This window comes from Affinirhizobium straminoryzae, from assembly GCF_007004135.1.
GTDB classification, from domain to species: domain Bacteria; phylum Pseudomonadota; class Alphaproteobacteria; order Rhizobiales; family Rhizobiaceae; genus Neorhizobium; species Neorhizobium straminoryzae.
Genome location: NZ_VJMG01000010.1, coordinates 1 through 12,654, shown reverse-complemented (window position 1 = coordinate 12,654; position 12,654 = coordinate 1). Strand labels below are relative to the sequence as shown.

Annotated in this window: 11 protein-coding genes; 4 read left to right on the top strand and 7 right to left on the bottom strand. The window is 62.9% G+C overall.

The window, feature by feature from the left end; translation table 11 throughout:
* Nucleotides 1–5 precede the first annotated feature (5 nt).
* From FNA46_RS04240 to FNA46_RS04220, 5 genes are read right to left on the bottom strand one after another with little or no spacing between them, the layout of a single operon-like run.
* The gene (locus FNA46_RS04240; RefSeq protein WP_185969736.1) at nucleotides 6–827 is read right to left on the bottom strand and encodes a carbohydrate ABC transporter permease; all 822 of its coding nucleotides are present in this window, start codon (nucleotides 825–827) and stop codon (nucleotides 6–8) included.
* Nucleotides 828–841: 14 nt separating this feature from the next.
* A complete protein-coding gene (locus FNA46_RS04235) occupies nucleotides 842–1,777 on the bottom strand; it encodes a carbohydrate ABC transporter permease (protein WP_142881098.1) in 936 nt (311 codons plus the stop codon).
* Nucleotides 1,777–3,108 (bottom strand): ABC transporter substrate-binding protein, encoded by a 1,332-nt coding sequence (locus FNA46_RS04230; RefSeq protein ID WP_142881097.1) that lies wholly within the window; start codon nucleotides 3,106–3,108, stop codon nucleotides 1,777–1,779. Before FNA46_RS04230 ends, FNA46_RS04235 begins: the two co-directional genes overlap by 1 nt.
* Nucleotides 3,109–3,161: 53 nt before the next feature.
* On the bottom strand, nucleotides 3,162–3,821 hold the full coding sequence (locus FNA46_RS04225) for a GntR family transcriptional regulator (RefSeq protein ID WP_143124044.1): 660 nt from the start codon (nucleotides 3,819–3,821) through the stop codon (nucleotides 3,162–3,164).
* A 33-nt stretch (nucleotides 3,822–3,854) separates the two neighbouring features.
* Nucleotides 3,855–4,739, bottom strand: a complete 885-nt coding sequence (locus tag FNA46_RS04220; RefSeq protein ID WP_143124043.1) for a dihydrodipicolinate synthase family protein — start codon at nucleotides 4,737–4,739, stop codon at nucleotides 3,855–3,857.
* Nucleotides 4,740–5,042: 303 nt separating this feature from the next.
* Here FNA46_RS04220 and FNA46_RS04215 point away from each other — a divergent pair, with 303 nt between their 5' ends.
* Nucleotides 5,043–5,528: a cupin domain-containing protein gene (locus tag FNA46_RS04215; RefSeq protein ID WP_142881096.1), complete on the top strand. Its 486-nt coding sequence runs from the start codon at nucleotides 5,043–5,045 to the stop codon at nucleotides 5,526–5,528.
* A 74-nt stretch (nucleotides 5,529–5,602) separates the two neighbouring features.
* On the opposite strand, the gene FNA46_RS04210 is transcribed toward FNA46_RS04215, so the two are convergent.
* Together FNA46_RS04210 and FNA46_RS04205 are read right to left on the bottom strand one after the other, a co-directional pair.
* Entirely contained in the window at nucleotides 5,603–5,947 is a 345-nt protein-coding gene (locus FNA46_RS04210; protein WP_246102834.1) for a response regulator, read from the bottom strand.
* Between the two features lie 430 nt (nucleotides 5,948–6,377).
* Entirely contained in the window at nucleotides 6,378–7,031 is a 654-nt protein-coding gene (locus FNA46_RS04205; protein WP_185969717.1) for a TetR/AcrR family transcriptional regulator, read from the bottom strand.
* A 105-nt stretch (nucleotides 7,032–7,136) separates the two neighbouring features.
* On the opposite strand from FNA46_RS04205, the gene FNA46_RS04200 reads away from it, so the two are divergent.
* The 3 genes from FNA46_RS04200 to FNA46_RS04190 are packed head-to-tail and all read left to right on the top strand — an operon-like array spanning nucleotide 7,137 to nucleotide 12,405.
* Nucleotides 7,137–8,264: an efflux RND transporter periplasmic adaptor subunit gene (locus FNA46_RS04200; RefSeq protein WP_142881094.1), complete on the top strand. Its 1,128-nt coding sequence runs from the start codon at nucleotides 7,137–7,139 to the stop codon at nucleotides 8,262–8,264.
* Nucleotides 8,261–9,334 carry an efflux RND transporter periplasmic adaptor subunit gene (locus FNA46_RS04195; RefSeq protein ID WP_142881093.1) on the top strand — a complete coding sequence of 358 codons (1,074 nt, stop codon included), beginning with the start codon at nucleotides 8,261–8,263 and terminating at the stop codon, nucleotides 9,332–9,334. The genes FNA46_RS04200 and FNA46_RS04195 overlap by 4 nt, the downstream gene beginning before the upstream one ends.
* Entirely contained in the window at nucleotides 9,331–12,405 is a 3,075-nt protein-coding gene (locus FNA46_RS04190) for an efflux RND transporter permease subunit (RefSeq protein WP_142881092.1), read from the top strand. Before FNA46_RS04195 ends, FNA46_RS04190 begins: the two co-directional genes overlap by 4 nt.
* Nucleotides 12,406–12,654: the final 249 nt, after the last annotated feature.

Genomic DNA, 12,654 nt, shown 5'->3' with positions numbered 1-12,654 from the left:
CGCCCTCAACCTCCCTTGACGGCGCCGGCGGTAAGACCCGCGACAATCTGTTTCTGGGCAAACATGGTCAGCAGCAGCACCGGCAGCGTGACGATCAGTGCGGCGGCGGCCAGCGGACCCCAGCTGACCTGTTCGAAGGACAGCATGTTGTAGACGGCGACCGGCAGCGTGCGCGTTTCGCGGTTGGCCAGCACGATGCCGAACACGAAGTTGTTCCAGGAGAAGATCAACGCCAGGATGAAGGAAACGACGATGCCGGGCTTGGCGATCGGCAGCGCGACCAGGCGGAAGACCTGCCAGGTGGTGGCGCCGTCAATGCTGGCGGCCTCTTCCAGTTCCTTCGGCGTCGTCTCGAAATAGCCGATCATGATCCACACCACGATCGGAACCGTGACCACGAGATGGATGATGATCTGCGGCCAGAGCGTGCCGATCAGGTTGGTCCACTGGAACAGCAGGAACAGTGGTATCAGGAAGGAAAGGCCGGGCGTCATGCGGGCGATCATGATGACGACCGCCGATTTTTCCGCCTTCAGCCGCGCGATGCCGAAGCCTGCGGGAACGCCGATCACAAGCGCGAGCAGCGTCGCCGTGCCGGTAACCAGAACCGAATTCCAGAAATAGAGGAGGAAATTGTTCTCCTCGAACACCTTCACATAGTTCGACCAGGCGATGTTTTCCGGAATGATAATCGGCGGATAGGCGCCGTTGTCGATCTCGTACTTCAGGGACAGCGAGATCATCCACAGGAAGAACAGGATGACCGGCGAGATCATGACAAGCGCGACGAACAGCAGGCCGATCCGGTCCAGCGTCCGGTGGGTGATGAGCGGACGGGTCATCAGCGTTCCTCCATGTCGGACCAGTTGGCGCGTGCCCGGACCATCAGCAGCACGAAGGAGAGTGCGATGATGATCAGGAAGAACACGACGGCCATCGCCGATCCGTACCCGATGTCGTAATAGGCGAAGGCGGTGTTGTAGAGGTAGATGTTGATGGTTTCGGAGGCCGTGCCCGGTCCGCCTTGCGTCATCGCATAGATGATGTCGAAGCTCTTGATCGCATCGATGGAGCGGATGATCACCGCAATCATCAGGAAGGGGGCGATCATCGGCACCGTCAGGTAGCGGAATTTCTGCCAGGCGGTGGCGCCATCGATCTCGGCGCTTTCATAGGGTTCGCGCGGGACGGCGGCAAGACCGCCCAGCACGATCAGCATGACGAGCGGCGTCCACTGCCAGGTCTCGACCAGAACCAGCGAGGGAATGACGGCCGTCTGGTTGTAGATCCATTCCTGCGGACCGATTCCGACGAGGGACAGCAGGTAATTGAGCACGCCGAGCTGCGGATGGAACATCATGGTCCATACGAGCGCGACCGCCACCGGCGTTGCCATCATCGGCATCACGAAGATGCCTCGCAGGAAACCGCGCAGTGGAAACTTCGCATCGAAAACCAGCGCCGCCAGCGTGCCGAAGAACAGCGGCAGCACCACCGAAAGAACCGTGTAGGTGGTGGTATGCCACAGCGATTCCCAGAACCGCATGTCCTGTGCCAGACGCAGGTAGTTCGCAAAACCGATGAAGGTTCGCGGCTGGCCGAGCGTCCAGCTGTTGACGCTCATCCACAGGGTGAAGAGCCAGGGGAAGACGATGACGGCCGAAACCACGAGAAGGGCCGGCATGACGAAGGGCCAGTAATTGGGAGCAAGCCGCGCGGGCTTGCTCCTCCGTTCCGTCGTCTCGTCGATCGGGTTGTCGATGCTCACGGATGCCATTATCCCTCGCTTCGCGCCAGAACCGGTTCGAACTGCGCCGTTGCGTTCTTGAGTTCGGTTTCCGCGTCCGCGCCGCCGATCATGTTGGTGAGGGCAACGCCGTAGATGTCGCGGAATTCGGTGACCGGGATGACGACCGGCAGGGCAAGCTTGGAGACCTTGCCGGAGCCTGCGACCGCATCCAGCCAGGCGCCCGGCATCTTCACGCCTTCGCGCACCTTCGCATCGGTCAGGATCGACTGGCGGAAGGGTACGCCGGCACCGGCCTGCAGCAGACGGGCGCCCATGTCATGCGAGATGGCCCATTGGCAGAACAGGTAGGCGGCTTCCTTCTTGGTGGAGGCTTCCACCACGCCGAGGCCGTCGCCAAACGTGCCGGCCGCCTGCTGGGCCGGGCCCTTCGGCATCACGCCGTAACCGGCCTTGCCGACGACGCGCGACTTCTGCGGATCCTCGATTGGCGGTGCAAAGCCCACGCCATCGAACCACATGCCGATCTTGCCCTGCAGGAAGGCAGACTGGGCTTCGGCCCAGTTGAAGCCGGAGACACCGGGCGGTGCGGATTTGGTCATCAGTCGCTGGTAGAGCTTGGCGGCCTCGACGGCTTCCTTCGACAGCGTGTCGACCTTGCCGGCGGCGTTGATGGGGGCCGCCCCGTAACCGAGCATCAGCGAGGTCCAGACGGGGGTGTTGGCGTTCTTCAGGCCGCGGGCCACGAAGCCATAGGTGTTGGTCGAGGGGTCGGTGATCTTTTCGGCGGCGGCAACCAGTTCCTCGAAGGTCTTCGGATAGGTCAGTCCCTTCTTTTCGAAGAGCTCCTTGTTCCAGTAGACGATCCAGTAGTCCACGGAGAACGGCAGGGAGCGCAGCGTGCCCTTGGCATCCTTGGCAAACAGCAGGCCGGCTTCGGCGAAGTCGCCTTCATTGAGCGACGGGTCGGTGAGCGACGGATCCTTCAGGAAGCCGCCGATGTCGGCCAGCCAGCCGCCCTTCTCGAACTGACGCTTCTGGACGTGGTAGCTCAGGTGCACGACGTCGAAGCTCGGCTTGCCGGTGCTGAGCTCGATCACCGTCTTCTGGCGCTGCTGCTGCTCGGGCGTCGCCTCGGCATTCACCTTGATGCCGGTCAGGCTTTCGAATTCCGACAGGTACTTGATCAGCGTCTCGCTGCGCGGGCTCTTGACGAGATTGACGCTGAGCGTGGTGCCGCTGAAGCGCTTCCAGTCAACGGCTGCCGAGGCGGGGCGTCCGCCCATGAGGGCTGAACCGCCGATGGCGGCACTTGCCGCGAGAAACGTGCGGCGGGTCGGCTTCAGGATAGAAGTCGTCATAAAATGGTCCTCCCTTTCGCGGCCGCACCTCCCTGCGCGACCGGTTGACGATATCAGACTGCCAGTGCGCGGTCCCTTGCATGGCCGATATGAGCCACGAGGCGCTGGACCGCGTCTTCAACCGATCGGCGCTCGATGGCTTCGAGAACCGTCAGATGTTCCTTCATGACCGGCGCCACCCGGCCGTCGATGCGAATTCTCTCCTGGTTGATCAGCCGCATCTTGATGGCGTTGACGCGGTAGGCGTTCGACAGGATCGAATTGCCCATGGCGTCGACAAAGGCGTTGTGCATGCCCCAGTCGGTTGCCTGGGCATGCTGCTCCAGTTCCGGCGAGGCGTCGCCGGCTTCGGCCCGTTCGAGAATGTCCCGATGCTGGCGCAGCAGACGCTCCACCTCCGCATCGCGGGCATTGCGGGTGAAGAAGGCGACCGCCTCCTTTTCCATGATGATGCGGAACTGGAAGGCCTCGCGGATCAGGCTGAGGTCGATATGGGCGATCTGCAGACCGCGCTGCGGCACCGTCTTGATCAGCCCTTCCGTTTCCAGTCGTGGGATCAGCTCGCGGATCGCGCCGAGCGTCAGCCCGGTCAGTTCCACCAGCTGCCGCTGGGAGATGAACTGGCCCGGGCGCACATCCCGCGCGAGAAGATGGCGTGTGAAGCTCTCATACGCCTTTTCCCGCAACGTGACCTGTTCGCCGGTCTCGTCCATGCTCCCTGCCATCCGGATCCTCCGTCCCGGCCCTCAGGCCGCCTGCGATGAAAACTGCCGGTCGAACGCCTGGCCGAGACGTTCGCGGTCTTCCGCGCCAATCGTCACCAGCGGCGGGCGTACCGGCAGCCATACTGCGTCACCGGTGGTGCGCGCCACAAGAACCTTGACCGCGGGAGTAACAGGATAGTTCAGAAGCACCTCGACCAGACCCGTCACGCGCGTGTCGTCGCGACCATCCACGGCCATCGCGCGCACCTCGGCGCCCAGAAGGTTGGCCATGCCGGAAATGGCACCCTGCCCACCGAGGCGCGTTCCCTGCGCCAGATGCCGCTCGTCGCCGATCAGGATCGAGAGATCGCCGTGGCGCTTCAGAAGCTGCTCCGTATGCGACCAGTCGCCTCCGGAATCCTTGACGCCGGTGACGACGCCCGGGAAGGCGCGGCGCAGGCGCTCCACCAGATCCACCGAGATCTTCACCATCGTCACCGAGGGAATGTTGTAGACGATGATGTCACGCGCCTTCGGCCCAAGCTGCGTGAAAACGGCCGAGAACCAGTGAAACAGGCCATCGTCCGAGACGTTCTTGAAGTAGGATGGCGGGGCGAGAAGAATGTTGCGGGCGCCGGCATCCAGCGCCTGCGCCGACTGGTCTACGGCATCTGCCACGCTGTCGACGAGGACGCCGGCGACAATGTTGGTGCCGGCAATGCCGGCGGAAGCAAAGGCCGAGAGAACCTCGCCGCGCTCGCGGTGGCCGATCGAGCTGCCTTCGCCCGTGGTGCCGAACAGGGTGACGCTGTCGCAATGGCCGGCAAGGCAGCGCTTTGCGTGGTCTGTCATCACGGACAGAAGGATGTCACCGTTTTCCTGAAACGGCGTGGTCAATGCGGCCGAAAGGCCAAACTTGCGCGTCAACGTCATTACTCCTCCGACTGAGTTATGGTGAATATACATCTGACATGTTAGTTGTAAAGCCATGACCTGTCGAATTTAGCATGCTGTGCACACCCCTGACTTCCCGGAGTGCCAAAGGGGTGGCTTCGTGGGGGGGGGCGGTCGCTGCCGGGAATGCGGGAATGGCACAGGCTTGCTCTGCCGCCGGCCCGGTCGTGGGGCCTACCGAAAACAGGGCTTGTCAGCTGCTGCGCGTGGTGTTCATCCTGTCACCGAAGAGCGACGCGCTATCCGCAGCGCGGATGAAACCGGGAGCAGAGCAGGATGGACCATCATCATGAGGGTGAAGCCGAGCGCTGGAAGCATGATGGCGTCAGGGTGATCAAGGGTGACCAGCTTGATCCCAATACCGCCCAGACGCCCGGTATGTTCCGGCAGGCGGCGATCAATCATGCCCGGGTCGGCGCCCAGAAGATCTGGGCCGGCACCGTCGCCATCGAGCCGAACGCCAGGACCGGTGTCCACCATCATGGCGCGCTGGAAAGCGTGATCTATGTGATCCGTGGGCGGGCGCGCATGCGCTGGGGCGAGAGGCTTGAATATGTGGCCGAGGCCGGCCCCGGCGATTTCATCTTCGTGCCGCCCTACGTTCCCCACCAGGAGATCAACGCCGATCCGGATGCGGTGCTGGAATGCGTGCTGGTCCGTTCAGACAACGAGGCGGTGGTGGTTAATATCACGGATGTCGATCCGGTTGAGGCGCCGGAGGACGTGTATTGGGTCGACCCGATCCATCGCCATCCTGGCTGAATTCTGCGAAGTCGTGTTGATCGACCAGTGCGCGCCAAAGGGTGTCTTGGACGCGTTTGGCCTGTGCCGCCGTTTCAGCGGCGGCGCACGCGCATCGGCTGGTGATGGAAGGTCTGTGCAATCAGGTCGTCGAGGCGTTCCGGGCTCCAGGGCTTGGCGATGAGCGGAAGGCCGTCGAGCCTGGCCTTGACCTGGGGCAGTTCCGCATAACCGCTGCAGACGATGACCGGCACACCGTGCTGCCGCAGGCAGTCGATGACCGGAAAGGACAGCTCCCCCGCAAGGTTGAGGTCGGCAATGGCGCCTGCCAGCGAAAGCTGCGGGATGGCCTCAAGGGCCTGGCCTACGCGACCGTAGGGCCCGCACACCTCGTAGCCGCGGCTGACAAGGTGGTCTTCCATGTCCATCGCCAAAAGCATGTCATCTTCCAGCACCAGAATGCGGGGGCGGGGAGCGTGGAAAGGCATGTCCAACCGAAGGCCTCGTCTCACTGTCGGTCTGCAAATTATGCGGGTATGTGCAGCAGCCCCTCCCGATTTCAAGGGGTTTTCTCGTCTTCAGTTTCCTCCGACGGTACGGGTGTGCCGTTCTTAAGCCTTGAGTAAAGTCTCGGCGCGATAGTCGAGGCACGAGCGGGCAAGGGTCTTTGGGCATTCGCTCCGGGCCTTGTGCAGGTTCCGTTCTCTCGCATGGAAGCCGAGGTCGCGCGCAGGCGCGGACCGAAGGGCCGAACCTCGCAGGTGTCGCCCGTCAATGACATGGCCGGCCGATCATGGGCCGCTTTCGGGCAGGATGCCCTCCGCGCATGAAAAGACCGCACGGGTTTAGGTCCGTGCAAAACCACCGGTTTCAGGGCTGGGTCAGGATGTGGTGCATGAGGGAGGTGAGCCGGGCCCTGAAGGCCTCGTCATCTTCCGCAAGGGGGGCAAGGCGGGAGAGAAAATGGCGCGTGGACACCAGAACGCCGATCATGGACATGGATGCCATCAGCGACAGCGCAAGCTTTGCCAGGGCGTCTTCGCTCGTCAGATTGCGCAGTTTCGCCGTGTAGTCCACGAGACGATGATGAATGGGATGCACCATCCGCGCCTCGATCAGCGACTGCCGTTCCTCGTCGGCCCCCGTCATGATCTCGCTGATCAGCAACTGGGCAAACAGCGGACGTTCCGTAACCATGGTCACCATGTTGGAACAGAGCCTCTGCAGCTGCATCTCCGTCGTCAGCCCCTCTTTCGTGGAGGTCCAGTCATCGAGGCGCTGCAGTGTATCCTCGGCCATCGCATCCAGAACAGCCGTCCAGAGTCCGAGCTTGGAGCCGAAGCGGTAGGAGAGAAGCGCGACATCGACGCGCGCGCGGGCTGCGATGGTGCGCAGCGTCGTCTTGTCGAAGCCATTTTCGGCAAAGCAGGCAAGGGCCGCTCCGATAAGAGCTTCGCCATCATGTTCCTCGCCTTTGCGTGGCCGGCCGCGTCCTCGTTCTGTGCTGATTTTGCAAATCGTCAAGGCATTCTCCTTCTCACGTCTTGACACCATACCGCCGTGAAGGCATCTATTCAACACCTGATGAATAAATAGCAGCTCCCTAGAAACCGATCCTGGAACACGGTCATGCCCCAAAGTGCCGCCACGCCGGAAGAAAGCGTGCAGACGACCAAAAGATCCCGACTGCTGTCAGCCACAGCGGTCCTTGCCGCGCTGGCCCTGTCTGCCTGCGACGGGCAAAAGAAGGATGCCGAGCCCTATCGTGCCCATGTCGGCGTGGAAAAGGCCGAGATGCAGCCCGATCTCATCCGCGCTTCCGGCACGGGCGAGATCAAGGCGCGCGTGGAGAGCGATCTCTCCTTCAAGATCAGCGGGCGCGTCATTTCGCGCAGTGTGAGCGTGGGCGATCATGTCGAGGCCGGCCAGATCCTGGCGATGCTCGATCCCGTCGAACAGAAGGCGGATCTTGAATCGGCGCAGGCTGCCGTGGCCTCGCAGGAGGCCACGCTGCGCATGACGAGTTCGCTTCTCGCCCGTCGCAAGGCGCTGACCCAGACCGGCGCCATGTCGCAGCAGGATCTCGACAGCGCCCAGCAGCAATACCAGTCGGCCGAAAAGGATCTGGATGCCGCGCGCGCCAAGCTGGAGACCGCCGTCGAGGCGTTGCAGCAGACCGAGCTGCGTGCCGATGCGGACGGTACGATTACCGCGCGCAGCGTCGAGGTCGGTCAGGTCGTTCAGGCCTCGACCACCGTCTTTACGCTGGCCCATGACGGCGAGCGTGACGCCGTGTTCAACGTGCAGGAATCGGCTCTCAGCGGCAAGATGACGCCGCTCTCGCTTGAAGTTGCGATGATTTCCAATCCGAAGATCCGTGCCGCTGCCACGCTTCGCGAGGTGAGCCCCGCGCTCGATACGTCGCTTGGTACGGTGCGCGTGAAGCTTGCGATCACAAATCCCCCGCCGGAAATGACGCTTGGCGCATCCATCAGCGCCAATGTGGTGCTGGAACGGCAGGAGCGGATCTCTATCCCGTGGCAGTCCATGTTCTCCAAGGCCGGCACGCCGGCGGTGTGGGTGGTTGACCCCGACAAGAAGGTCACGCGCCTGAAGACCATCGCCGTCGAACGCTATGATGCGTCGCGGGTCGTTCTGGCGAACGGGTTGACGTCGGGTGAACTGATCGTCGTCGATGGCGGCCAGTTCCTGCGCGAAAACCAGCCGGTATCCTACAGCCTGGAGGCTGCCCGATGAAATTGCTGACTGTCATTCCCCTTGTCCTGCTGGCGGCGGGACTTGCCGCGTGCTCGGAGGAGAAAAAAGCCGAGGCGCCGGTGCGCCCGGTTCTGTCGATGCTCGCCAAACCGCGTGAGGCGACGGCCTTCGGCTTCACCGGAACGGTACAGCCCAAGTTCAGCACCGATCTTGGCTTCCAGGTTCTGGGGCGCATCGTCCAGCGAAGCGTCAACGTCGGCGATCTCGTCAAGAAGGGCGATGTCCTGGCCCGTCTCGATGCCACGAGTCTGGAACTGGCGGTGCGGCAGGCAGAGGCAGATCTGGCTTCTGCCCGTGCCAAGGCCGATCTGGCGCGTGTCAATGAGCAGCGCCAGCAGACTCTTCTCGCCTCCAACGCCACCACCAAGCAGCAGCTGGAAGAGGCCGTCCAGTCCCGCGAGGCGGCCGACGCGACCGTGCAGCAGCAGCAGGCGGATCTGACCAAGGCGAAGGAACAGCTTGGCTATGCCACGCTGGAGGCCGAATCCGATGGCGTCGTCTCTACCGTTTCGGCAGAAGTGGGACAGGTCGTGACCGCCGGCCAGACCGTGCTGACGATCGCTCGCCTCGAAGCGCGTGACGCGCAGGTCGACATTCCCGACAGCTATGTCCAGCTGACGGCTATCGGTACGCCCTTCCTCGTCACCCTGCAGGCCAATCCTGAGGTGAAGGTAACGGGTACGGTCCGCGAGGCCGCACCGCAGGCCGATGCCGCAACCCGTTCCCGCCGCACGAAAATTGCGCTCGACAACCCACCGCAGAGCTATCGGTTCGGCAGTACGGTGACGGCAACGCCGGTCGCCCCCAGCGAAGGCCATCTGTGGCTGCCGGAAACGGCGATCGGTGGAGAGGATGGCGCCCGATTCGTCTGGATCGTCGATCCCGCGGCCAAAACGGTGCAGCGCCGAAGCGTCACCATTCAGCCGTCCGCCGCCGGTGGTGTCGACGTGCTCACCGGCCTCAAGGATGGCGAGCGCGTTGTGACGGCGGGTGTTAACTCGCTCACTGAAAATCAACCAGTCCGACTCTCGGGTGAGATTGCCCCATGAACACGAAATTCAACCTGTCCGAATGGGCGCTCCAGCACAAGTCGCTTGTCTGGTATTTCATGATCCTCGCCAGTGTCGCGGGCATTCTGTCCTACATGAACCTCGGCCGCGAGGAAGACCCGGATTTCACCATCAAGACCATGCTGATCCAGGCCTCCTGGCCGGGCGCATCGGTCGACGAGATGACAAGCCAGGTCACTGACCGCATCGAGAAGAAGCTGCAGGAGCTTGAATCGCTCGACTATACGAAGAGCATCAACACGCCAGGCCAGACCACGATCTATGTGAACCTTCTGGAAAACACCAAGGCCAAGGACGTCAAGCCGACCTGGATCAAGGTTCGCAACATGGTGAGCGATATTGCGTCCACCCTGCCGTCCGGCGTGCAGGGGCCGACCTTCATCGACAGCTTCGGCGACGTCTATGGCAACATCTATGCCTTTACCGCCGATGGCCTGACGCAGCGCCAGCTGAGGGACTATCTGGAGACGGCCCGCCAGCAGATCCTGTCCGTTCCGAATGTCGGCAAGGTGGATCTGGTGGGCGCGCAGGACGAGGTGGTCTATCTGGAATTCTCCACCAAGCAGATGGCGGCGCTTGGCATCACCCAGAACCAGATCATCGAGACGCTGCAGAACCAGAATGCCGTCGTGGCATCCGGTACGCTGCGTACCGGCGCGGAAAGTATCAATCTGCGTGTCTCCGGCCAGTTCGCGTCGGAAGAGGCGCTGCGCAACATCAACCTGCGCGTCAACGATCGCTTCTTCCGCCTGAGCGATGTCGCCAAGATCACCCGCACCTATTCAGACCCGCAGCAGCCACTGTTTCGCGTCAACGGCCAGCCGGCCATCGGCCTTGCGATCGGCATGAAGCCGGGTGCCAACCTCCTGCATTTCGGCGAGGCCCTGTCGGTCAAGATGGACAAGGTCATCGCAGATCTGCCCGTCGGCATCGGCGTGCATCATGTGGCGGACCAGGCCGTTGTGGTGGAAGAGGCCGTCGGCGGCTTCACCAAGGCCCTGTTCGAAGCCATCGTCATCGTTCTCGTGGTCAGCTTCGTCAGCCTTGGCATGCGCGCCGGCCTCGTGGTGGCCGTTTCCATTCCGCTGGTTCTGGCGATCACCTTCGTTTTCATGGAATATCTCGGCATCTCGCTGCAGCGCATCTCGCTCGGTGCACTCATCATCGCACTCGGCCTTCTCGTGGACGACGCGATGATCGCCATCGAGATGATGGTGTCGAAGCTGGAACACGGTCAGCCGCTGGAGAAGGCGGCGACCGCCGTGTGGACCTCGACCGCCTTCCCGATGCTGACGGGCACGCTCGTCACTGTCGCAAGCTTCATGCCGGTTGGCCTCAATGACAGCGCGGCCGGCGAGTTCACCTTCACGCTCTTCGTCGTGATCGCGGTGTCGCTGATCGTGTCCTGGATTGTCGCGGTGCTGTTCTCGCCACTGCTGGGTGTGCTGATGTTGCCGAAGACGATGAAGGCGCATCACGAGCAGAGGGGCATCGTGGCCCGCGGTTTTGCCGGCATCCTCAGCGCCTGCATGCACTGGCCCAAGATGACGATCCTTGTGACTGCCCTGACCTTCGGCGCCTCGATCTATGGTATGGGCTTCGTGCAGCAGCAGTTCTTTCCGGCCTCCGATCGTCCGGAACTGATCGTCGACTGGACGGCGCGGCAGAATTACACGATCGCGCAGACCAAGGCTGACATGGATGCCTTCGAGGCCAAGTATGTGGCCGGCAACCCGGACGTCGATCACTGGACATCCTATGTCGGTCAGGGTGCCAAGCGCTTCGTTCTCTCCTTCGACGTCCAGGCTTCCACCAACAATTTTGGTCAGATCGTGATCGTGACCAAGAGCATCGAGGCGCGTAACCGCCTGATGGCCAAGCTGGAGGAGGCGTCCGCCAAGGAATATCCCGGCACCGACGTCTTCGTGAAGCAGATGGAACTCGGGCCCCCGGTCGGCCGTCCCGTCCAGTACCGTGTCAGCGGCCCTGATCCGCAGATGGTGCGTACCTACGCGCAGGAACTGGCCGCAATCATGGGCTCTGACTCGCGCCTCACCCGCATCGTGTTCGACTGGAACGAGCCGGCTCGTGTGGTGAAGGTGGATGTGCTGCAGGACAAGGCGCGCCAGCTCGGCGTCTCCTCGTCCGATATCGCGACCGCGCTCAACAACATCACCGGTGGTTCTACCATCACCCAGATCCGCGACAGCATCTACCTGGTCAACGTGGTGGCGCGGGCGACGAAGGACGAGCGCCAGTCGATCGAGACGCTGCGTGACCTGCAGCTTCCGAGCAGCAACGGCCAGTCCGTGCCGCTTGCCGCGATTGCCACCTTCCATTACGAGCTGGAGCAGCCGATCATCTGGCGGCGCGACCGCATTCCGACCATCACCGTCAAGGCTGGCATCGGCGACAGCACGCAGCCGGCCACCATCGACCAGAGCCTGAAGCCGGCCATCGATGCCTTTGCCGCAAGGCTTTCGCCCGGCTACAGCGTGGCACCGGCCGGCACCGTGGAAAGCAGTGCCAAGAGCCAGGCCCCGATTGCCGCGGTGGTTCCGCTGATGCTGCTGACCATGATGACGATCCTGATGTTCCAGCTGCAGAGCTTCCAGCGCCTCTTCATGGTGGTGATCGTCGCGCCGCTTGGTCTGATCGGCGTCGTGGCGGCCCTGCTTCCCTCGGGTGCGCCGCTCGGCTTCGTCGCCATCCTCGGCGTGCTGGCCCTGATCGGCATCCTGATCCGCAACTCTGTCATTCTGGTCGTGGAGATCGATACGTTGCGCAAGTCCGGCAAGGAGGCATGGCATGCCGTGCAGGAGGCGGCCGAGCACCGCATGCGACCGATCATGCTGACGGCGGCGGCCGCCTCGCTGGCGCTGATCCCGATCTCCCGCGAGATCTTCTGGGGTCCGATGGCCTACGCGATGATGGGTGGCATCATCGTCGGCACGGTGCTGACGCTGCTCTTCCTGCCTGCGCTCTACATCGTCTGGTTCCGGGTCAAGAAGCCGGAAGAGAGCCAAGCCGCAACGCCGGACCACGCCTGAGGGAGGTTTCTCCCGGCCCGGCTCAGTTCCCGCCCCGCCCAGACCGGTCCCGGTGGATCCACCCACCGGGACCGGCACTTTCGCAAAGGCCTTGTCTGGCGGCTTGAGCGGAAGGGAGGCGCGGTTTCCTTGCGGGTCCTTGCATCCTGCCGGCAGCGTCCCGCCAACGCCGCCGATGCAAGCGACCCGCAGCCAGCCCGTATGACGAAGACAGGCCCCGCCGGATGAACCGGCGGGGCCTGTCTTCGT

Coding starts and splice junctions, on each gene's coding strand:
- FNA46_RS04235 (WP_142881098.1), bottom strand. CDS start 1,777: ATGGCATCCGTGAGCATCGACAACCCGATCGACGAGACGACGGAACGG.
- FNA46_RS04230 (WP_142881097.1), bottom strand. CDS start 3,108: ATGACGACTTCTATCCTGAAGCCGACCCGCCGCACGTTTCTCGCGGCA.
- FNA46_RS04225 (WP_143124044.1), bottom strand. CDS start 3,821: ATGGACGAGACCGGCGAACAGGTCACGTTGCGGGAAAAGGCGTATGAG.
- FNA46_RS04215 (WP_142881096.1), top strand. CDS start 5,043: ATGGACCATCATCATGAGGGTGAAGCCGAGCGCTGGAAGCATGATGGC.
- FNA46_RS04210 (WP_246102834.1), bottom strand. CDS start 5,947: ATGCTTTTGGCGATGGACATGGAAGACCACCTTGTCAGCCGCGGCTAC.
- FNA46_RS04200 (WP_142881094.1), top strand. CDS start 7,137: ATGCCCCAAAGTGCCGCCACGCCGGAAGAAAGCGTGCAGACGACCAAA.
- FNA46_RS04195 (WP_142881093.1), top strand. CDS start 8,261: ATGAAATTGCTGACTGTCATTCCCCTTGTCCTGCTGGCGGCGGGACTT.
- FNA46_RS04190 (WP_142881092.1), top strand. CDS start 9,331: ATGAACACGAAATTCAACCTGTCCGAATGGGCGCTCCAGCACAAGTCG.